This is a genomic window from Oceanibaculum sp. (assembly GCF_022449305.1).
Lineage (GTDB): Bacteria > Pseudomonadota > Alphaproteobacteria > Oceanibaculales > Oceanibaculaceae > Oceanibaculum > Oceanibaculum indicum.
This window is the reverse complement of record NZ_JAKUSO010000003.1, coordinates 19,334-40,481: the sequence shown is the minus strand read 5'-3', so window position 1 is coordinate 40,481 and position 21,148 is coordinate 19,334. Positions and strand designations below refer to the sequence as shown.

The window sequence follows — 21,148 nt, the reverse complement described above, 5'->3', positions numbered from 1 at the left end:
TGCCCCGGATGGGCCGATTCCGCCGCAAAGGTGTCACAGCTTACTCGTCGGGGTCGCGCAGCAGAACCTCGCGCTTGCCGACATGGTTGGCCTTGGAAACCATGCCCTCCGCCTCCATGCGTTCGACGATGCGGGCGGCCCGGTTATAGCCGATCTGCAGATAGCGCTGGATGAAGCTGGTCGAGCATTTGCCCTCGCGCGCCACCAGCTCGACCGCGCGGTCGAACAGGTCGTCACGCTCGCCATCGCTATCGCCGCCCGACAGGCCGGCAATGTCGCCGCCCAGATCGTCATCCTCGGTGACCGACTCGACATAGTCGGGCACGCCCTGCGCCTTCAGATGGCGCACCACATCCTCGACCTCGCCATCGCTGACGAACGGCCCATGCACGCGGGTCAGACGGCCGCCGCCGGCCATGTAGAGCATGTCGCCCTGGCCGAGCAGGGTTTCCGCCCCGCCCTCGCCCAGGATGGTGCGGCTGTCGATCTTGGAGGTGACCTGGAAGCTGATCCGGGTCGGGAAGTTCGCCTTGATCGTGCCGGTGATGACATCGACCGACGGGCGCTGCGTCGCCATGATGATGTGGATGCCCGCCGCGCGCGCCATCTGCGCCAGGCGCTGGATCGCCGCCTCGATATCCTTGCCGGCGACCAGCATCAGGTCCGCCATCTCGTCCACCACCACCACGATGTAGGGCAGCGGCTCCAGATCCAGTGTCTCGTCCTCGAACACCGGCTTGCCGGTATCGGCATCGAAACCGGTCTGCACGCGGCGCTTCAGCACCTCGCCCTTCTTGCGTGCCTCGGCAAGGCGGAGGTTGTAGCCATCGATGTTACGCACGCCGAGCTTGGACATGGCGCGGTAACGGTTCTCCATCTCCCGCACCGTCCATTTCAGCGCCACCACCGCCTTGGACGGGTCGGTGACGACCGGCGCCAGCAGATGCGGGATGCCGTCATAGATCGACAGTTCCAGCATCTTCGGGTCAATCATGATGAAGCGGCAGCGCTCCGGCGGCAGCTTGTAAAGCAGCGACAGGATCATCGCGTTCACCGCCACCGACTTGCCGGAGCCGGTGGTACCGGCAACCAGCAGATGCGGCATGCGGGCCAGGTCGGCAATGACCGGAACGCCGCCGATATCGTGGCCCAGCGCCAGCGGCAGCTTGGCGGCGCTGCGCTCATAGGCATCTGATTCGAAGGTCTCGCGCAGGAACACCGTCTCACGGTTCTGGTTGGGCAGCTCGATGCCGATGACGCTGCGGCCGGGCACCACGGCGACACGTACCGACACCGCGCTCATCGAGCGGGCGATATCGTCGGACAGGCCGATGACGCGCGAGGATTTGGTGCCGGGTGCGGGCTCCAGCTCATACAGCGTGACCACCGGGCCGGGCCTGATCTTCACGATCTCGCCCTTCACGCCGAAATCCGACAGCACGGTTTCCAGCAGCCGGGCATTGGCCTCTAGCCCTTCCGGCTGCGGGCCGCTGCGGCGCGCGGGGGCCGGTGTCAGCAGTTCCATTTCAGGCAGCTCGAAATCGCCGCTGGGGGCAAGGTCGAGGCTCTTCTGCTTCGAGGCACTCTTGGCCGGGCTGCGCTTCTCCAGCCGCGCTTCCTTCGGCGTGGCGGCGGCCGGCTCACGCGGCATCTCAAGGCGCGGGCTTCGGGCTGCGCGCGGCATGTCCTCCGCCTCGTCCTCATCCCCGCCCCCTCGCGCAGCGGCGCGGTCCCGTGACAGCGCATTGCCCTTCAGGGAAGGCTCCTGCCGCAGGCCCTTGCGCGCCAGGTCATAGCCCGCCTTGGCTGCGGCCCCACCCAGACGGCCGCCGAGGCGCCCGCTAGCGGCAGCCCCGCGATAGGTCAGCGCCCCGCCGGCCCAGGCCATGCGCGCGCTGCGGCGCATCAGCGCCCACCATTCGCGCAGCGAGAAGCCCAGCGTATAGAGCAGCAGCAGGGCCGACAGCAGCCCGGCCGCGAGGCCGACCAGCGCCAGCTCCACCGAAGCGCCCAGCAGCGGCAGCAGCCCGCCCGCCTTGGCCAGCAGCAGCGTGCCGGTAAACCCGCCCAGACCGCTGACCAGCGGCCAGCCGGCCGGCGGCGTCACCACGGCCAGCGCCATGGCCGCCAGCAGCAGCCCGAGCGGCAGCAGCGCCACACGCAGCACCACACGCGCCACGCCCAGCCGGGCCAGAATGCGATAGCCCCAGGCCGCGATCACCAGCGCCAGCAGACCGCCCGACAGGCCCAGTGTCTGCAGCAGCAGATCGCCAGCCAGCGCGCCGGGATAGCCCAGCCAGTTGCGAATGGGGCCGGTATTGGCGGTATTCAGCGACGGGTCCTGCGGATGGTAACTGGCCATCGCCAGCACCAGGGCCACGGCAAGCACGATCAGCGCCAGGCCAGCGGCCTCACGCGCGCGGCGCTTCAGAAAGGCCGCGAAACCGGGCGGGAAAAGCGCGGTGCGGGTCGTCGCGTTGCTTGTTGTCGCCATCGGCCCCTCCGGGATGGATCAGAGCGCGCGCGCCAGACGGCCGAGCGCATCCTCCATCGTGTCATTGTCATAGACCATCGCGATGCGCAGGTAGGGCGCGCCTGGGTTCACCCCGTTCGCGTCCGGCACCGCCATATAGCCGCCGGGCAGGCTGCGGATCGCCGCCTCCTTCCACAGCCGCGCGCAGACCGCCTCGCCATCGCCGACATCAAGCCACAGGAAGAACCCCGCCTGCGGCCGGAAATAGCCCGCCTTGCCGTCGAGCAGCCGGGTCGCGATGTCGAAGTTGCGGCGGTACATCGCCTGATTCTCGCGGACATGGTCCTCGTCGCGCCACAGCGCCGTGGCGGCGGCCACGATCGGCAGCGGCATCGGCGTGCAGGCATAGCCGATCAGCTCGCCATAGCGCGCCATCACCTTGGCATCGCCGGCGATGAACCCGGCGCGCAGGCCCGGCGCCGAGGAGCGCTTGGACAGCGAATGGAAGACCACGACATTGTCCATCGGCGTGCCGTTCGGCCCGTCGCCCAGCGCGGCGCAAGCCTCCAGCGCGCCGGCCGGCGGCAGCGCATCATAGATTTCCGCATAGCACTCATCGACCGCCAGCACGAAATCATGCTCGCGCGCCAGCTTGATCCAGCTTTTCAGATAGGCGACGTCACCCACCGTGCCCTGCGGGTTGGACGGTGTGCACAGGTAACACAGCGCCGTGCGCTCGAGCACCTCCCTGGACACGCTCTCCGGGTCGGGCAGGAAGTTGGTGGCCGCGGTCGCCGGCAGATAGACCGTCTCCGCATTGGCGGCCAGCGCTGCCCCGCGATAGACGTGATAGGAGGGGCTGGGCACCAGCACCACCGGCTTGCCACCACCCTTGGCCGCCGGGATCGTCACCAGCGCCAGCATGAACAGCGGCTCCCGCGAGCCCGGCACCGGCACGACATTGCGGTCGGGGTCGACGAAGCCCGCCGGCAGCTTGTAGCGCGCGGTCAGCCAGTCGGCGACGGCCTGGCGATAAGCCGGCGTGCCCAGTGCTGGCGGATACTTGTTCCAGAGGTGGCCATTCTCCTGGATCACCTCGTTGATGAAGGCGGGCGGCTGGTTCTGCGGCTCGCCGACCGACAGCAGCAGCGGCGCGTCGTTGCTGACCGGCTTGATCGGGTCGAGCAGCGCGCTCAGCTTGCGGAACGGATAATCGGCGAGAGCGTCCAACCGGTCATTGATCATCGCGGTGCCCAGTAATGCGGTGCCAAACTGAAACTGCCTGATAAAACGGCAAAAAGGGGTCGCCGTTCTGGCAATCCCTCCATGGGCACTATACCGGCGAAAAAAATAAAGACAATACAGAAGGCTAAGCCGGTTCGTTGAGTCCTGATGTTAGCTTCTGGCTCGACCCAAGAAAAAGCCCGGACGGCAAACCGTCCGGGCCAGTTTCTTCTCGGCTTGACCGGGCCTTAGCCCCGGCCGAACTCCGGATAGGCTTCGAGGCCCAGCTCCGCCTTGTCGAGGCCGAGTGCCTCTTCTTCCTCGCTGACCCGGATGCCCATGGTGACCTTCAGCACCAGCCAGAGGATGGCGCTGGTAACGACCATGAACACGCCGATGCCGACGATGCCGATCACCTGGGTGACCAGGCTGCCGCCACCGAAGATGCCGACCGCCAGCGTGCCCCAGATGCCGCACACCAGGTGGGCCGGGATCGCGCCGACAACGTCGTCGATCTTCAGCTTGTCGAGCAGCGGCACGGTGACGACGACGAGGATGCCGCCGATGGCGCCGATGATGATCGACAGGAAGTGATGCGTCAGGTCAGGGCCGGCGGTGATCGAGACCAGGCCGCCAATGGCACCGTTCAGCGCCATGGTGAGGTCGATCTTGCCATACAGGATCTGCGTCAGCAGGCAGGCCGCAACCACGCCGCCGCAGGCCGCGAGGTTGGTGTTGGAGAACACGATGGCCATGGCCGAGGCATCCAGCGCCGAGCCCAGCGCCAGCTGCGAGCCGCCGTTGAAGCCGAACCAGCCCAGCCACAGCACGAAGGTGCCCAGCGTGGCCAGCGGCAGGTTGGCGCCCGGCAGCGGGCTGACCCGGCCGTCAGCGGTGTACTTGCCCTTGCGCGCGCCGAGGATGATGGCGCCGGTCAGGGCCGCCCAGCCGCCCACCGAATGCACGATGGTGGAGCCGGCGAAGTCGCTGAAGCCCATCTCGCTCAGCCAGCCGCCGCCCCAGGTCCAGGACCCCTGGATCGGGTACAGGATGCCGGTCAGCACGGTGGTGAAGATGATGAACGGCCAGAACTTGATGCGCTCCGCCAGCGTGCCCGAGACGATCGAGGCCGCGGTGGCGACGAACACCATCTGGAAGAACCAGTCGGACATGACCGAATAGCCATTGTCGACCACGGCGGCGATCTGCTCAGCCGTCGCCTCGTCGGCACCCAGCAGGGCCAGTTCCGCCTCGGAGGTATTGTAGAACAGCGAGAAGGAACCGATCCAGCCACTGACATCGGTGTACATCAGGCTGTAGCCGATCAGGTAGTACATGATGCCGGCGATGGCATAGAGCGTGATGTTCTTAAGGCAGATCGCGGCCGTGTTCTTGGACCGCACCAGCCCCGATTCCAGCATCGCGAAGCCGGCGGCCATCCACATGACCAGCGCGCCGCAGATCAGGAACGAAAACGTGTTGAAGACGAATGCCGTTTCCGCCGAAACCTCGGCGGCGGCGGGTGTTGCCGTCAGCGCCACCGGAATGGCGACCAGGGCCGCCAGCCCGGCCCCCTTGCTCAGCTTTGCAGCGAGCTTGTTGAACCCCATCATCATTGCCTCCTCGCAATCCCTAGAGCGCGTCCGCGTCGGTTTCGCCGGTGCGGATGCGGATCGCCCGCGCCACGTCCAGCACGAAAATCTTGCCATCGCCGATCCGGCCGGTATTGGCCGCCTTCTGGATCGATTCGACGACGGATTCGGCGAGATCGTCGGAAACCACCAACTCGATCTTCACCTTCGGCAGGAAATTCACGGCATATTCGGCGCCGCGGTAGATTTCGGTCTGTCCCTTCTGACGGCCAAAGCCCTTCACTTCACTCACTGTGAGGCCCTGGATGCCCAGCTCGGTCAGCGCTTCGCGCACTTCGTCGAGCTTGAAGGGCTTAATGATCGCCATAATCAGCTTCATGTCGCCCGCTCCCCTTCCTTCCGGTGTAACAACAGCCCGCAGACGCGGGTCTGGGAGCGGTAACTCAAGAAGCATGCCGTTTATGAGAGTCCGGGCGGATGCCAGCGAATCTGGGCGACTCGCGGCGCTTTGCTCAGAAGGCCGTCAGAAAAGCTTCATTTTATGCCTATTTTTTAGACAATATCAGCCGGGCGTGACCAAAATTTAGCCGCACGCTGCGGCATCGCGCCACTGGACAGGATGAAGGTCCCGGACCAGAGTCCTTTTCGATCCTGTCGATGGGCAGGAACCGGAAAGCATCGAAAGAGCATCGGGCATGGGTGCACAGCGACTCGATACCGACATACTGATCGTCGGCGGCGGCCTGGTCGGGTTGACGCTGGGCCGTGCGCTGGCGCTGAAGGGCATAAGCAGCGTGGCGGTGGACCGCGAGCCTGCGGAAATCCAGACCGATGCCGCCTATGACGGGCGTGGGTCGGCCATCGCGCTGGGCTCCAAGCAGTTGCTGGATCGGATCGGGCTGTGGTCGCGCATCGAGCCGGAGGCCGGCCCCATTCTCGACATCCGCGTCTCGGACGGCGACTCCCGCCTGTTCCTGCATTACGACCACCGCGAAGTCGGCGACGAGCCGATGGGTTGGATCGTCGAGAACACCGTTACCCGCCGCGCCCTGTTCGACGGGCTGCCCGAGGTGCCGGACCTCACCCTGCTGGCGCCGTGCAGCGTGGCACGGCTGGAGCGCGGGCCTGACGGCGTCACCGCGGAGCTGACGGACGGGCGGATTGTCACGGCCCGCCTGGCGATTGCCGCCGATGGCCGGGGCTCCCGCCTGCGCGAGGAGGCCGGCATCAAGGTCACGCGCTGGAGCTATGGCCAGACCGGCATTGTCTGTTCGGTATCGCTGGAGCGCCCCCATCGCAATATCGCGCATGAGCGCTTCCTGCCGGCGGGTCCCTTCGCGCTGCTGCCGATGAGCGGCATTGCGGGCCATCCGCACCGGGCCTCCATCGTCTGGACCGAGCGTGACGATCTGGTGCCGCACATGATGGGGCTGAGCGACGAGGCCTTCAGCGCCGAGATGAACCGGCGCTTTGGCGATTATTGCGGCCAGCTGACGCTGCTGGGCCGGCGCTGGGCCTACCTCCTGTCGCTGCTGCTGGCGGAACGCATGACCGACCGCCGGCTGGCGCTCGTCGGCGATTCCGCCCATGGCATCCATCCGATTGCCGGGCAGGGCCTCAATCTCGGCCTGCGCGATGTCGAAGCACTCGTCGATTTGCTGGCCGAGGCGCACGGGCTGGGCCTCGATCTCGGCTCGGCGGCGCTGCTGGCCGATTACGAGCGAAGCCGGCGCGTCGATACGATGACGCTGGTGGCCGCGACGGACGGGCTGAACCGGCTGTTCTCCAACGACATCGCCCCGGTCCGGCTGGCCCGCCGGCTTGGCCTGGCGGCGGTCAACCAGGTGCCGCCGCTGAAGCGGCTGTTCATGCGCCACGCGATGGGGACGATCGGCGGCTAAGGCCGCTCAGGCGCGGCGCTTCGGCTCGCGCGATAGGCCGCGTTCCTCCAGTTCTGACAGGTATTTCGCCCAGAGTTCTTCCTGGCGGTCGCCCAGTTCGTACAGATAGCGCCAGGAAAAGATGCCGCTGTCGTGCAGATCGTCGAACTTGATGCGGATCGCGTAGTTGCCGACCGGCTCGACCCCCATGATGCCGACATGGGCCCGGCCATGGACGATCTTCTTCTGGCCCGCGCCATGGCCCTGCACCTCGGCCGAGGGGCTCTCGACGCGCAGATATTCCGCCGGCAGGCGAAAGGTGCGGCCATTGTCATAGCTGATTTCCAGCAGCTTCTCCGCCTTCTTCAGCTTGACCTCGACCGGCCAGTGCGGCGTGTCGAATTCCTCGCTCATCGGCGTTTCAGCTCGCTGTCATCGAGCTGCCGTGCCTCATCGACCAGCATGATCGGGATGCCATCGCGGATCGGATAGGCGAGCCGGGCCTGATCGCTGATCAGCTCCTGCCGTTCCGCGTCATAGCGCAGCGGCCCCTTGGTCAGCGGGCAGACCAGAATTTCCAGCAATTTCGGATCGACGCTTCCTGTGGCCTTATCCTGGCCGGTTTCCTGTTCCGTCACCTGCACCCTCTTATGTCAGTACCGGCTTCAATGCCGGGCGGTGTCGCCGCTGCCGCGCTCGGCGACGGCCATCTCGATCAGAGTCTGCATCACGCGCGCCCGGTCCGCCAGCGTCGGCGCCTCCAGCAGCGCCTGCTTCTCGGTCGGTGCGAAGGGGCAGATCATCGCCAGCGAGGTGATCAGCCGCTCGTCCGGCGCCTCCTTGATGGTCGCCCAGTCGGCCTGGATGCCATAGAGGCGGAAATAATGCGCCAGCGCCGATTCGAAATTCTCGCGCTTCAGGCCGCAACAGTCTGACGCCTCAAGATCGCCTTCATAGCCGTTCCAGTCGACCTGCACGCGGCGATAGCCCTGAATGGTCTGCAATTCCTGCGTCACATGGAACCGGCACAGGCCGGTCAGGGTGATGAGATAGCGGCCATCGTCGGTCTCGGCGAAGGCCGTCAGGCGCCCGGCGCAGCCGACAGGGTAGATTTCCGCCGAGCCGGCATCGCCACCATACTGTCCTGCGGCGGCGGGCTTGGGCTGGACCATACCAATCAGCCGGTCACCCGCCAGCGCGTCGCGGGTCATCGCCAGATAGCGCGGCTCGAAGATGTTCAGCGGCAGGCGACCGCGCGGCAGCAGCAGCACGCCCGGCAGCGGGAAAACCGACAGGGTCTGCGGCAGTTGGTCGAAGCTCGGGTCGAATACTGATGCACTCATGAAAACAATATGGAGGACAAGGCCCGTCGCGACGAGAGCGTGACCTCATCTTTCGGCCCCCAGGCCTCGAAAAACTTCAGCAGCTGGGTGCGCGCGGCGTCCTCATTCCAGGAACGGTTACGGCGGATGATCTCCAGCAGCGCCCCGGCGGCGGCCTCCTTGTCGCCAGTGGCATAGTGCGCCATTGCCAGCTTGAAGCGGCTGTCATGGTCGGCCGGATTGCGCTCCAGCAGCGCCTGCAGCTGGGCCAGCTCGCCCGCGGCGGCAGCCGCTTCCTCGGCCAGCTCCAGCGCCTGCCGCGCGCTTTCCACTTCGGCGCTCTTTGTCACTTCGTCCGGCAGATCGGCCAGCAGCGCTTTTGCCTCCTCGATCTGGCCGGCGCCGATCAGAGCGCGCAGCAGGCCGGCAATCGCCGCCAGGCTTTCGGGATCATGCTGCAGGATGCGCGAATAGAATGCTGCTGCGTTCTGGAAATCGCCGGTGGCCAGCAGCTCGGCCGCCTGATCGAGCGCCGCCTGCACTGCCTCGGCCTCATCGCCGCCAGCCCCGCCGGCGACAGCGGCAAGGCGCTTCACGAACTCCTTCACCTGGCTTTCCGGCAGCGCGCCCTGAAACGCATCGACCGGACGGCCCTGGAAGAAGGCATAGACGGTCGGGATCGACTGCACCCGCAGCTGCGCGGCAACCTCCTGATTCTCGTCCACATTGATCTTCACCATGCGCACCGCGCCCTTGGCCTCCGCCACCGCCTTCTCCAGCGCCGGGCCAAGCTGACGGCAGGGGCCGCACCACGGCGCCCAGAAATCGACGATCACCGGCTGCTGCTGCGAGGCCTCGACGACATCGGCCATGAAGCTCGCGGTCGTGGCATCCTTGATATAAGGGCTGTTCGTGCCGCCGGATGCGGGCTTGGCGCCGCCGCCGATCAGAAAATCCATCGGTATTCACCGTTTATTTCGTGTTGCCGTGGTGGTGGCGGACAGACACCCCCTCGGGAGCTTCAAACCGCCGGATTCCAGAGTGCAGCAAATGTGGCGGCAATATCCGCCGGATACAAGCCCGCGCGACAGCCCAGCGCGACTGGCCCGCACTCAGGTCATGACGGCTATTCCTGGAGATCGAGGATCATCGGATCGTGGCCGGTCTGGCGCAGGAAGGCCAGCAGCCCTTCCGGGCTGACAGCGATGGTCCGGTCATTCACCAGCGGATGATAGTTAAGCGGGTCGTGCGCCAGCATGCCCTTGTCGAGCACCAGCTTCACCTGACGCGCCGTATCGTTGATGAGCGAGAAGGGCGTCACCGCGCCGGGACGCACGCCCAGCACCTCCCACAGCCGGTCGGCGCTGCCGAAGGACAGCCGCGCGGCGCCAATCTTCTTGTCCAGCGTCTTCAGGTCGATCGGCCGGTCCTCCAGCGCCACGACAAGCCAGTACTGGCCCTTCCTGTCCTTCAGGAACAGGTTCTTGCAATGCCCGCCTGGCAGTTCGCCGCGCAGCTGTTTGGAATCCTCCACCGTGAAGAGCGGCGGATGCCGGTGTTCGACATAGGTGACACCCATCGCCTGCAGCCGTGCCAGCAGCGCGTCCGCGGTCGTCGGCAGGGGCTGCTCATTTTGGGGCCGGTCATCCTGGGCCCTATCATCTTGAGATCGCTCGGTCATGGCCGGCAGCCTACCGGCTGACACGGCGGAAACTCAACCGGAAAGACCGGCAAAACCGGCCTTGGAGAGGGTTTGAAATTTTTCCGCGATTCACCGCTTGCAAAGGAAATCGCAATGGGTATTATCGCGGCCTCGCCACGGCCTGACGGCTTGGGCGTACCCAATGCGGGCGTAGCTCAGGGGTAGAGCACAACCTTGCCAAGGTTGGGGTCGTGAGTTCGAATCTCATCGCCCGCTCCAGTTCAGGCGCGAAAGCGCTACGAAAAGGCCGCTGATCCAGCGGCCTTTTTTCATGCCCGGTTTCGCCCTGCCCCACAAACGGCCCTGTCAAACCCGGCACCACCACGCTAAATCCAATTGCCTGTTTTTTCGCCACTTGCCGATTTCTTGCACTTTTCGCCGCTTCACAAATAGCCATCGGCCCCTTTCTGTAATCGAAACCCCTTGTTTTCCCGGCTACTTGTCGAAAACAAGAACTGGCCTGTATATTGCTAAAATAAGACGACGCACAACGCGTCAAACCCGATGGCCTGCCCGACAGACCGGGCCTGCGGGTCAGGGAACAGGGGTAACGAAGCAAGGGGCATAGCAAATGAAGCAAATGCTATTGGGCAGCACCGCGCTGGTCGCGGTGGGGGTGACGATGGGGGCAGTGGCACAGCCGGCCCTGGCATCCGATCCGATCAAGCTGTCGGTGAACGGCTATTACAATAACGTGGTGACCTATTCCGACCAGGATGGCAGCGGGACCGACTTCAAGAAGGTCGCCTTCCGTCACGAGGGCGAGGTCCAGTTCAATGGCGAAACCAAGCTGGACAACGGCCTGACCGTCGGCTTCCTGGCCAATCTGGAAATCGTGAATACCGGTTCGACCAACGGTCCGACCGACGAAGTCTTCATGTATTTCGAGGGTGGCTTCGGCAAGGTGCAGCTCGGCTCCAAGGAGACAGCTGCCTATCTGATGCATTATCAGGCGCCCTATGTCGGCATCGGCATCAATACGCCGGACTTCGCACCCTACGAGAATAACGGCGCGCCGACCTCGACCTATCTGGTGCAGACCAACGATGCCAACAAGATCACCTACTTCACGCCGCAGTTCAGCGGCTTCCAGCTCGGCTTCTCCTATGTGCCGGACACCACCAACACCGACGGCAATACCCAGGGCTTCGGCGTTCTGCCCAAGGGCGGGATCGGCGAGCAGGAGGACTGGGTCAGCCTGGCGGCCGCCTACACCCGCGAAATTGGCGCGGTGGAGCTTGGCCTGTCGGCGGGCTACGAGTTCGCCAGCTTGGGCGGAAACGATGGTGCTGGCACTTTCGACGACTTCAAGGGCTATTCCTTCGGCGCCAATGTCGGCTTTGCCGGCTTCACTGTCGGCGGCTCCTACGCCAAGTTCAACAACGGCCTGTCCGGCGACAATGACAGCAAGGCCTGGGATCTGGGCGTCATCTACGAAACCGGCCCCTGGGGCTTCGGCCTGACCTACTTCAACGGCGAGAATGAGGGCAGCAACGCCGAGGCGAAGCTGTTCGACATTGCCGCCTCCTACACCGTCAATGATGGCATCAAGCTCGCCAGCGGCGTGATCCTGGGCGACTTCGACCCCGCCCCGGCAAGCGGCGCCGACGACAAGGCCTTTGCTGTTTATTTCGGGACTTTCCTCACTTTCTGATCCGCATCCCCCTACATGCGGAGGGAATGGCCGGCGCTGCGAAGCGCCGGCCGTTTCCGTTTTCTACCCTGCCCCTTCTTTGTGCCCACGGATTGCGCTAGCTTCTGGCTAAGGATTGCGCAGGGCCTGAAACCGCACTGGGCCATCTCTGTGATCCAGGGCTAAAGGGGAGAAGGTCATGCTCGGCAAGCTCGAAACCCGTAAGCAGGAGGCGATCGACGCCGTTATCGATCTGGCCCGGCAGCGCCTGACGCCGGATCATTGCCGGGCGCTGGAGCCGTTCGTCCGCCTGTTCTATGGGCATGTCCCCCCCGACGACATTCTGGAACGCGAGACCGAGGATTTGCTGGGCGCCGCCCTCTCGACCTGGAGCTTCGTCGCGCAGCGCCCCGCCAACACGCCGAAAGTCCGCGCCTTTTCACCCACCTTCGAGGCCCATGGCTGGCATTCGCTGCACAGCGCCATCGAGATCGTGAATGACGACATGCCGTTCCTCGTCGATTCGGTCACGGCGGAACTGGCCCGGCATGGCATGACCGTGCATCTCGTCATCCATCCGATTGCCCGCGTGCGCCGCGACCAGACGGGCAAGCTGATCGAGCTGTTGCCGCCGGAGGCCGAGGCAAAAGACGGGCAGCTGGAATCGATCATGCACATCGAGGCCTCCGAGCAGTCGGACCTCGCGGCCCTCGAACATATTCAGGAACGGCTTGGCCAGGTGCTGTCGGACGTCCGCGCCGCGGTCGAGGACTGGTGCAAGATGCGCGCCGCCGTACTGGGAGAAGTCGAAAGCATCGAGAAGGCGCCGCCGGCCAATCTGGCCGCCGATGAGCTGGCAGAAGCCTGCGCCTTCCTGCGCTGGATGGAGGCGGATCACTTCACCTTCCTGGGATACCGCGAATATGCCTATACCGGCCGCGGCAAGCAGGCCAAGCGCGAGGTCGTGCCGGGCACCGGCCTCGGCATTCTGCGCGATCCCGAGGTGCAGGTGTTCGATGGCATGCGCGAACTGGGCCAGCTGCCCGACGATGTGCGCGACTATCTGCTGACCCCCACCATCCTGGATGTGGTGAAGACCAACCGGCTGGCCACCGTGCACCGCCCCGTGCACATGGATTCGATCGCCGTGAAGCGGTTCGACGATGCCGGCACGGTGATCGGGGAGCGGCGTTTTGTCGGCCTGTTCACCTCGGTCGCCTATAACCAGTCGCCGACCAGCATTCCGCTGCTGCGCCTGAAGGTCGCCCGCATCCTGACGCGCGCCGGGTTCCCGCCAGCCAGCCATGACGGCAAGGCGATGGTCAATATCCTGGAGACCTTCCCGCGCGACGAGCTGTTCCAGATCAACGATGACGAGCTGTTCGAGATGGCGCTGGGCATCCTGCATCTGCAGGAACGCCAGCGCACCGCGCTGTTCGTCCGGCGTGACGCGTTCGAGCGCCACATCTCCTGCCTGGTCTATGTGCCGCGCGACAATTTCAACACCGACCTCAGGCTGAAGATCCAGGCGCTGCTGGAGAAGAGCTTCAACGGCACGCTCGCCGCCTTCTACACGCAGCTCTCCGATTCCGTGCTGGCCCGTGTTCATTACATTATCAAAACGACCCGGGGCGAGATCCCGCCCTATGATGTGAAGGAGCTGGAGGCGCGCATCGTCGAGGCCGGGCGCTCCTGGACCGACCGGCTGTCCGAGGCGCTGATCGAGGCGAAGGGCGAAGAGCGCGGCATGGCGCTGTTCAAGACCTACGGGCGCGCCTTCCCGGTCAGCTACACGGAATATTTCAACGCCCAGTCCGCGCTGCTCGACATCGACCGGATTGAGGCGCTCAGCGCCAACCGCCCGCTCGTCATGAATCTCTACCGGCCCATCGGGGCGGCGGAACATGAGGTGCATTTCAAGGTCTACCGGATGGGCCAGCCGGTGCCGCTGTCCGACATCCTGCCGATGCTGGAGAATATGGGGCTGCGGGCCATCAGCGAGGTGCCGTTCGAGGTCGAGCCGGCCGGCCTCGGCGCCTCCGTCTGGGTGCATGATTTCAGCCTGCATGCTGCCGATGCAGGGCCCATCGACCTGGCCCGCGCCAAGCAGAAGTTCCAGGATGCCTTCGCCGCTGTCTGGGACGGCGAGACCGAGGATGATGCCTTCAACCGGTTGGTGCTGCGCGGGGGCTTGAGCGCGCGCGAGGCGGCGATCATCCGCGCCTATGCGAAATATCTGCGCCAGACCGGCTTTACCTTCAGCCAGGACTATATCGAGCAGACGCTGGCGAAATACGCCGACATCGCGCGGCTGGTGGTAGCGCTGTTCACCGCCCGGTTCGATCCGACAAACCGCAAGGACGCCGATGTCCGCGAGGGCGGTATCCTGGTCGAGATCGAACATGCGCTGGACGCGGTTTCCAGCCTGGACGAGGACCGCATCCTGCGGCGTTTCGTGAATCTGGTGCAGGCGACCCTGCGCACCAACGCCTTCCAGAAAGGCCCGGACGGGCGCCCCAAGCCCTATATCTCCTTCAAGCTGAACAGCCAGCGCATCGACGAGCTGCCGCTGCCCCGGCCGATGGTCGAGATCTGGGTCTATTCGCCGCGTGTCGAGGCGGTGCATCTGCGCGGTGGCAAGGTGGCGCGCGGCGGTATCCGCTGGTCCGACCGCAAGGAGGATTTCCGCACCGAGGTGCTGGGGTTGATGAAGGCGCAGATGGTGAAGAACGCCGTCATCGTGCCGGTCGGCTCAAAGGGCGGCTTCGTGGTGAAGCGTCCGCCCGCCGAGGGCGGCCGCGAGGCGCTGATGGAAGAGGTCATCACCTGCTACAAGCTGTTCATGTGCGGCATGCTAGACATCACCGACAATGTGTCGGGCGCCGACATCGTACCGCCGCCGGATGTGGTCCGGCATGACGAGGATGATCCCTACCTTGTCGTCGCCGCCGACAAGGGCACGGCCACCTTCTCCGACATCGCCAACTCGGTCTCCATCGACTATGGCTTCTGGCTGGGCGATGCCTTCGCCTCGGGTGGTTCCGCCGGCTATGACCATAAGAAGATGGGCATCACCGCGCGCGGCGCCTGGGAAGGGGTGAAACGGCATTTCCGCGAGCTGGGCCATGATATTCAGAGCGAGAATTTCACCGTGGCCGGTGTCGGCGACATGTCGGGCGACGTGTTCGGCAACGGCATGTTGCTCTCTAGGCATATAAGGCTGATCGCCGCCTTCAACCATCTGCACATCTTCATCGATCCGGACCCCGACCCGGCCACCAGCTTTGCCGAACGCAAGCGGCTGTTCGATCTGCCGCGCTCCAGCTGGGCGGATTACGACACCAAGGTTCTGTCGAAGGGCGGGGCGATATTCGACCGCAAGGCGAAGTCGCTGAAGCTATCGCCCGAGGCGCGCAAGGCGCTGGGCATCGCGGAGGAGACGCTGACCCCCACCGCGCTGATGACGGCGATCCTGAAGGCCGAGATCGATCTGCTGTGGTTCGGCGGCATCGGCAGCTATGTGAAGGCGCGCAGCGAAAGCCATGCCGATGCTGGCGACCGGGCCAACGACGCGATCCGCATCAACGGACACGATATCCGCGCCCGGGTGGTGGGCGAGGGCGCCAATCTCGGCATGACGCAGCGCGGGCGCATCGAATATGCCCTGTCCGGCGGGCGGCTGAACACCGACTTCATCGACAATTCAGCCGGTGTCGATTGCTCCGACCATGAGGTCAATATCAAGGTGCTGCTGGGCGGCGTTGTGCAGGCCGGCGACATGACCGAAAAGCAGCGCAACAAGCTGCTGGAGCAGATGACCGACGATGTGGGCGAGCATGTGCTGCGGCACAATTACCTGCAGACCCAGGCCATCAGCATGGAGGAGGCGCGCGGCGGCGAGCTGCTGGATCTGCACGCCAGACTGATGCGGCATCTGGAGCGCGCCGGCAAGCTGGACCGGGCCATCGAATTCCTGCCCGACGACGACACCATCGCCGACCGCGCTTCGGCCAATGCGGGTCTGACCCGGCCGGAACTGGCGATTCTGCTCTCCTATTCCAAGATCGCGCTGTACAACGATCTTCTGGCCTCCGACTTGCCGGACGACCCGCTGCTGGTCGAGGATCTACAGCGCTATTTCCCGGAACGGCTGCGCGTGCCGTTCAAGGACTATATCACCGGGCACCGGCTGCGCCGGGAGATCGTCACCACCGTCACCACCAATTCCATGGTGAACCGGGTCGGCAGCGCCTTTGTCGATTCGATCCGTGAGAAGACCGGCCAGTCCGCTGTCGATATCGCGCGGGCCTATACGATCAGCCGCGAGGCGTTCAGCCTGCGCGACCGCTGGGCCGAGATCGAGGCGCTGGACGGCAAGGCCCCGGCGGATGTGCAGGTCGGGATGCTGCTGGAATATGGAAGGCTGGTCGAGCGGGCCACATTGTGGTTCCTGGCGAACGCCACCCGGCCGCTCGACATCTCCGCCGAGATCGGCCGTTTCGGCCCGGGCATCGCCACGCTGTGCAAGGCGCTCGACACGGTGATACCGGAAGCCGATATGGGCAGTCTGAAACTGCGTAAGGCCGAACTGCAAAAACACGGCGTCTCGGCGTCCCTGGCCTCCGAGATCGTCGCCATCGACTATCTGCTGAGCGCCCCGGACATCGTGAAGATCGCCGAAATGGCCGGCGGCAAGACCGACATTGTCGATGTCGCGCGCATCTATTTCGCCGTCGGCACCCGCTTTGGCCTCGACTGGCTGCGCAATGCCGCCGACGGGCTGACGCTGGACAATCACTGGCAGAAGATCGCCGTGGACAGCGCTGTCGGCGATCTCTACAGCCACCAGGCCCTGCTGACCCAGAGCGTGCTGGCCACCACCGGGAAAGCCGCTAAGGGCAAAGGAGAGGGCAAGATCGAAAGCTGGGTCTCCGAAAACCGTGCAGCGGCGGACAAGGCGGCCCAGTTGCTGGCCGACTTCCGCAACACGCCGGGCGGCGTCGATCTCGCCATGCTGACAGTGGCGAACGCGCAGCTGCGCGCGCTGCTACCCGCCTGACGCGCCGGGGATGAGCGAAACCGCATCCCCCGTCCGGCGGCCGGACCGCCGGGCGGTCTTCTCCTGGTGCCTGTTCGACTGGGCGAACAACAGCTACCCGACGGTTATCACCACCTTCGTCTTCGCCGCCTATTTCACCCGCGCCGTCGCCGAGACGCCGGAACAGGGCACCTTCCTGTGGGGGCAGGCGACCGGACTGGCCGGGCTGGCCGTCGCCCTGACCGGGCCGGTGCTGGGCGCCATCGCCGACCGCGCCGGCGCCCGCAAGCCCTGGATTTTCTGGTTCAGCCTGGTCTGCATCGCGGCCAGCGCCGCGCTGTGGTTCGTGGAGCCTACCAGCGACCATATCCCGCGCGCCCTGCTGCTGGTCGCCATTGCGGCGCTGGGCTACGAATATGCCGGCATCTTCTACAATGCGATGCTGCCGGACCTTGCCGGCAACGGACGCACCGGACGGCTTTCCGGCTGGGGCTGGGCTGCCGGCTATGGTGGCGGGCTGCTGTGCCTCGTCGTGGCGCTGTTTGCGCTGGTGCAGGCCGATCCGCCGCCCTTCGGCCTCGACCCCGAGCAGGCCGAGCCGGTGCGCGCCACCGCGCTGCTGGTCGCCTTATGGTACCTCGTCTTCATGGTGCCGTTCTTCCTGTGGACGCCGGATCGGCCGCGCACGGGGGTGCCGATGGCGCAGGCGGCGCACGAGGGGCTGGCAGAGTTGCGCCGGCTGCTGCGCGATATCCGCCAGTACGGCACGGTCGTGCGCTTCCTGCTGGCGCGCATGTTCTACACCGATGGGCTGGTGACCCTGTTCGCCTTTGGCGGCATCTATGCCGCCGGCACTTTCGGCATGAGCTTCGCCGAAATCATCCAGTTCGGCATCGCCATGAATGTGACCGCCGGGCTGGGGGCTTTCCTCTTCGCCTGGGTGGATGACTGGATCGGCCCGAAGCGTACCATCCTGATCACCCTGGTCTTCCTGATCGGCTTCGGCTTTGCCGTGCTGCTGGTCGAGAGCGTGCTGTGGTTCTGGATTCTGGCGCTGACGCTGGGCCTGTTCGTCGGGCCTGCGCAGGCTGCCGGGCGCAGCCTGATGGCGCGGCTGGCGCCGGTGGGAAAGGAGGCGGAGATGTTCGGCCTGTTCGCCCTGTCCGGTAAGGCAACCGCCTGGGCGGGACCGATGCTGCTGGGCTGGGCGACCTTCGCCTTCGACAGCCAGCGCGCCGGCATGGCGACCATCCTGGCCTTCTTTGTCGTGGGGCTGCTGATCCTGCTACCGCTGAAGGAACCGCCGGCGCGGCGGGACTAGCCTAGCCGGCCGCCAGTTCGGCGCGAACCTGCTGGCGGAAGATGTCGATGGGCAGCGCCATGCCATCGCGCGTGCAATGCCAGAAGGTCCAGCCATTGCAGGCCGGCGCGCCCTGGACCGCGGCCCCCACGGAGTGGATGGAGCCCTGGATGCCGCCATCGCGGCTGGGGGCGATCAGCGTGCCGTCGGCGCGGATCTTCGCCGACCAGCGCTTGCGCTCGTCGAACAGCACCTCGCCCGGCCGCAGCATGCCGCGCTCCACAATGGCGCCAAACGGCACACGCGGCTCGCTGCGCTTGGAGCGGATAGCGACGATATCGGGTTCGCGCATCGGGGCAACCTTGGCGATCCGCGCCTCGGCTGCCGCCGCATAAGCGGGGTCGCGCTCCAGCCCGATATAGTGCCGGCCCAGCGCGCGGGCGACGGCGCCGGTGGTGCCGCTTCCGAAGAACGGGTCCAGCACCACGCCGCCCGGCTGGGTGGTTGCCATCAGCACGCGGTAGAGCAGGGCCTCCGGCTTCTGCGTCGGATGTAGCTTGCGGCCCTCCGCATCCTTCAGCCGCTCCGGCCCGGTGCACAGCGGCAGCAGCCAGTCGCTGCGCATCTGCTGGTCGTCGTTCAGGCTCTTCAGCGCGTCGTAATTGAAGCTGTAGCTCTTCTGGTCCTTGCCCTTGGTGCACCAGATCAGCGTCTCATGCGCGTTGGTGAAGCGCCGGCCGCGGAAATTCGGCATCGGGTTGGTCTTGCGCCAGATCACGTCATTCATGATCCAGAAGCCCAGATCCTGCAGGATCGAGCCCACCCGGAAGATATTGTGATAACTGCCGATGACCCAGAGCGCGCCATCATCCTTCAGGATGCGCCGCGCCGCCTTCAGCCAGCCGTGCGTGAACTCGTCATAGGCCGAGAAATCCTCGAACCGGTCCCAGTCATCATCCACCCCATCGACCCGGCTGTTGTTCGGTCGCAGCAAGTCGCCGCCCAGCTGCAGATTGTAGGGCGGATCGGCAAAGACGAGATCGACCGACCGCGCGGGCAGGCGGTTCATCGTCTCGATACAGTCGCCCAGCAAAATCTGGTCGAGCGGGAGGGTCTTGTCAGGCACCATCCGGCCAATGTGAGTCGGGCCCGACTCGCCGTCAAGCAAAAAAGGGTTCAGAGTCAGGAGTCTACAAACGACTCCTCAACCGATTCCTTCGGGCTGCTGCAGAAGCGCCTGAATCGGGCGGAAGGAATGCCGGTGGTGCCGGGTCGGGCCGAGGTCGCGCAGCGCCGCCTGGTGCGCCGCCGTGCCATAGCCGGCATTGCTGGCCCAGCCATAGGGGCCATAGCGCGCATCCAGCCGCGCCATCGCCCGGTCCCGCGTCACCTTGGCGACGATGGAGGCCGCCGCGATGGAGAGCGACAGCCCGTCGCCGCCGACCAGCGCGCGCGCCGGGCAGGGCAGGGGCGGCAGCCTGTTGCCATCGACCAGCGCAAGGTCGAGCGGTACCGGCAGCCGGCCTACCGCACGGCGCATGGCAAGATAGGTTGCCTGCAGGATGTTCAGCCGGTCGATCTCTGCGGCGCTGGCCGCCCCGACACCGATCCAGGCACAGGCGCGGATCATCGGCAGCAGCGCCTCGCGCCGTTCCTTCTTCAGCTTCTTGGAATCGTCGATCAGGGACAGCAGTTCCACCGGCAGGCGCGCGGTATCGAAGATCACCGCCGCGGCCACCACCGGCCCGGCCCAGGGGCCGCGCCCGGCCTCGTCAATGCCGGCGACAAGGCCGCCATGCGCCTGTTCGAGCGTCAGATCGGGCATTGATTCCGCCTTCGTTACGATATGTCCAGCATAGCGAAAGCAGCGGCTAGGGCAAAGGCCCGGACAATCAGAACAGGCTGAGTTGCCCGGTCTCGGGCGGCGGCACCTTGAACTGGCTGAGGTCCAGCGCCCAACGGTCGCGGTTCAGCTCCAGCCGGGCTACGGCGGCGCGGAAACGCTGGGCAATCAGCTGGGCATAGGGGCCGTCGCCGCGCATGCGCTTGCCGAATTCCGCCGTATAGAGAGCCCCGCCACGCGTGTCGCGCACCAGCGACAGCACATGCCTGGCACGGTCGGGCCGGTGCGCCTCCAGCCAGTCGGCGAACAAATCCTTGATCTCCAGCGGCAGACGCAGCAGCACATAGCCGGCGGATTTGGCGCCGGCCTCCGCCGCCGCCTGCAGGATCGCCTCCAGCTCGTGATCGTTGAGTGCAGGGATCATCGGCGCCGCCATCACCCCAGTCGGGATGCCGGCCTCGCTCAGCTTGCGGATCGCCTCCAGCCGCAGCGGCGGGGTAGAGGCGCGCGGCTCCATCACCCGGGCGAGGTCACGGTCCAGCGTGGTGACCGACAGGCTGACGGCGACCAGCCGGCGTTTCGCCAGCCGCGCCAGAATATCGATGTCGCGCGTCACCAGCGCCGATTTGGTGACGATGCCGACCGGATGGCCGAACCGTTCCAGCACCTCCAGCACGGCGCGGGTGATCCGCAAGGACCGCTCCGCCGGCTGATAGGGGTCGGTATTCGCCCCCATGGCGATGACGGTGGGTTTGTAATTCCGGCCCCGGAACGTCTTGTCGAGCAGCGATGCTGCATCCGGCTTGGCGAAGATCTTGGTCTCGAAATCCAGCCCCGGCGACAGGCCCAGATAGGCATGGGTCGGCCGCGCGAAGCAGTAGATGCAGCCATGTTCGCAGCCCTTATAGGGGTTGATCGAGCTGCTGAAGGGGATATCCGGCGAGTCATTATGACTGACGATGCTGCGGCTGCTGTCGGTGCGGATCTCCGTGCGCGGCCGGTTCTCGTCGGGGAACTCATCCTCAGGTACGCGGTCCCAGCCGTCAGAGACGGCGATACGGGTGAATTTCTCGTAGCGGCCACTCTCGTTGCGGATGGCGCCACGGCCCTTCCGGGCCAGAATGGGGGCTTCCTCGACCAT

Annotated in this window: 16 protein-coding genes and 1 tRNA gene; 5 read left to right on the top strand and 12 right to left on the bottom strand. The window is 65.6% G+C overall.

What is annotated here, in order from left to right:
* Positions 1-40: 40 nt before the first annotated feature.
* The 4 genes from MK313_RS01690 to MK313_RS01675 all read right to left on the bottom strand — a co-directional run bounded on the left by MK313_RS01690 (position 41) and on the right by MK313_RS01675 (position 5,668).
* Positions 41-2,494, bottom strand: a complete 2,454-nt coding sequence (locus MK313_RS01690) for an FtsK/SpoIIIE family DNA translocase (protein WP_287779883.1) — start codon at positions 2,492-2,494, stop codon at positions 41-43.
* Between the two features lie 18 nt (positions 2,495-2,512).
* On the bottom strand, positions 2,513-3,703 hold the full coding sequence (locus tag MK313_RS01685; RefSeq protein WP_287779882.1) for an aminotransferase class I/II-fold pyridoxal phosphate-dependent enzyme: 1,191 nt from the start codon (positions 3,701-3,703) through the stop codon (positions 2,513-2,515).
* Positions 3,704-3,945: 242 nt separating this feature from the next.
* Positions 3,946-5,313, bottom strand: a complete 1,368-nt coding sequence (amt, locus tag MK313_RS01680; protein ID WP_008943275.1) for an ammonium transporter — start codon at positions 5,311-5,313, stop codon at positions 3,946-3,948.
* Between the two features lie 16 nt (positions 5,314-5,329).
* Entirely contained in the window at positions 5,330-5,668 is a 339-nt protein-coding gene (locus MK313_RS01675; RefSeq protein ID WP_008943274.1) for a P-II family nitrogen regulator, read from the bottom strand.
* Positions 5,669-5,984: 316 nt separating this feature from the next.
* Between MK313_RS01675 and MK313_RS01670 the strand changes: the two genes are divergently transcribed.
* Positions 5,985-7,190 (top strand): UbiH/UbiF/VisC/COQ6 family ubiquinone biosynthesis hydroxylase, encoded by a 1,206-nt coding sequence (locus tag MK313_RS01670; protein ID WP_287779881.1) that lies wholly within the window; start codon positions 5,985-5,987, stop codon positions 7,188-7,190.
* A gap of 6 nt (positions 7,191-7,196) precedes the next feature.
* Here MK313_RS01670 and MK313_RS01665 read toward each other — a convergent pair whose 3' ends face one another.
* The 5 genes from MK313_RS01665 to MK313_RS01645 all read right to left on the bottom strand — a co-directional run bounded on the left by MK313_RS01665 (position 7,197) and on the right by MK313_RS01645 (position 10,172).
* Positions 7,197-7,583, bottom strand: coding sequence for a gamma-butyrobetaine hydroxylase-like domain-containing protein (locus MK313_RS01665; protein WP_008943272.1), 387 nt, complete (start codon positions 7,581-7,583; stop codon positions 7,197-7,199).
* Positions 7,580-7,813: a Trm112 family protein gene (locus tag MK313_RS01660; protein ID WP_287779880.1), complete on the bottom strand. Its 234-nt coding sequence runs from the start codon at positions 7,811-7,813 to the stop codon at positions 7,580-7,582. The genes MK313_RS01665 and MK313_RS01660 overlap by 4 nt, the downstream gene beginning before the upstream one ends.
* A 21-nt stretch (positions 7,814-7,834) precedes the next feature.
* Complete coding sequence (locus MK313_RS01655; protein WP_287779879.1) at positions 7,835-8,512, bottom strand: LON peptidase substrate-binding domain-containing protein; 678 nt, start codon at positions 8,510-8,512, stop codon at positions 7,835-7,837.
* Positions 8,509-9,450, bottom strand: a complete 942-nt coding sequence (gene trxA, locus MK313_RS01650) for a thioredoxin (protein ID WP_287779878.1) — start codon at positions 9,448-9,450, stop codon at positions 8,509-8,511. The genes MK313_RS01655 and trxA overlap by 4 nt, the downstream gene beginning before the upstream one ends.
* Positions 9,451-9,617: 167 nt before the next feature.
* Positions 9,618-10,172 (bottom strand): prolyl-tRNA synthetase associated domain-containing protein, encoded by a 555-nt coding sequence (locus tag MK313_RS01645; RefSeq protein WP_008943268.1) that lies wholly within the window; start codon positions 10,170-10,172, stop codon positions 9,618-9,620.
* Between the two features lie 165 nt (positions 10,173-10,337).
* Between MK313_RS01645 and MK313_RS01640 the strand changes: the two genes are divergently transcribed.
* The 4 genes from MK313_RS01640 (at position 10,338) to MK313_RS01625 (ending at position 18,185) form a co-directional block, all read left to right on the top strand.
* Positions 10,338-10,412 (top strand) — tRNA-Gly (locus MK313_RS01640).
* 352 nt (positions 10,413-10,764) lie between these two features.
* Positions 10,765-11,847, top strand: a complete 1,083-nt coding sequence (locus MK313_RS01635; protein ID WP_287779877.1) for a porin — start codon at positions 10,765-10,767, stop codon at positions 11,845-11,847.
* A 178-nt stretch (positions 11,848-12,025) separates the two neighbouring features.
* The gene (locus tag MK313_RS01630) at positions 12,026-16,885 is read left to right on the top strand and encodes an NAD-glutamate dehydrogenase (RefSeq protein ID WP_287779876.1); all 4,860 of its coding nucleotides are present in this window, start codon (positions 12,026-12,028) and stop codon (positions 16,883-16,885) included.
* A 10-nt stretch (positions 16,886-16,895) separates the two neighbouring features.
* Positions 16,896-18,185, top strand: coding sequence for an MFS transporter (locus MK313_RS01625; RefSeq protein WP_287779875.1), 1,290 nt, complete (start codon positions 16,896-16,898; stop codon positions 18,183-18,185).
* 1 nt (position 18,186) lies between these two features.
* Here the strand turns inward: MK313_RS01625 and MK313_RS01620 are convergent, their stop codons facing one another.
* The 3 genes from MK313_RS01620 to MK313_RS01610 form a co-directional block, all read right to left on the bottom strand.
* Positions 18,187-19,293, bottom strand: coding sequence for a site-specific DNA-methyltransferase (locus MK313_RS01620; protein WP_287779874.1), 1,107 nt, complete (start codon positions 19,291-19,293; stop codon positions 18,187-18,189).
* Between the two features lie 75 nt (positions 19,294-19,368).
* On the bottom strand, positions 19,369-19,989 hold the full coding sequence (locus MK313_RS01615) for a ribonuclease HII (RefSeq protein WP_287779873.1): 621 nt from the start codon (positions 19,987-19,989) through the stop codon (positions 19,369-19,371).
* 67 nt (positions 19,990-20,056) lie between these two features.
* Entirely contained in the window at positions 20,057-21,148 is a 1,092-nt protein-coding gene (locus MK313_RS01610) for a PA0069 family radical SAM protein (RefSeq protein WP_287779872.1), read from the bottom strand.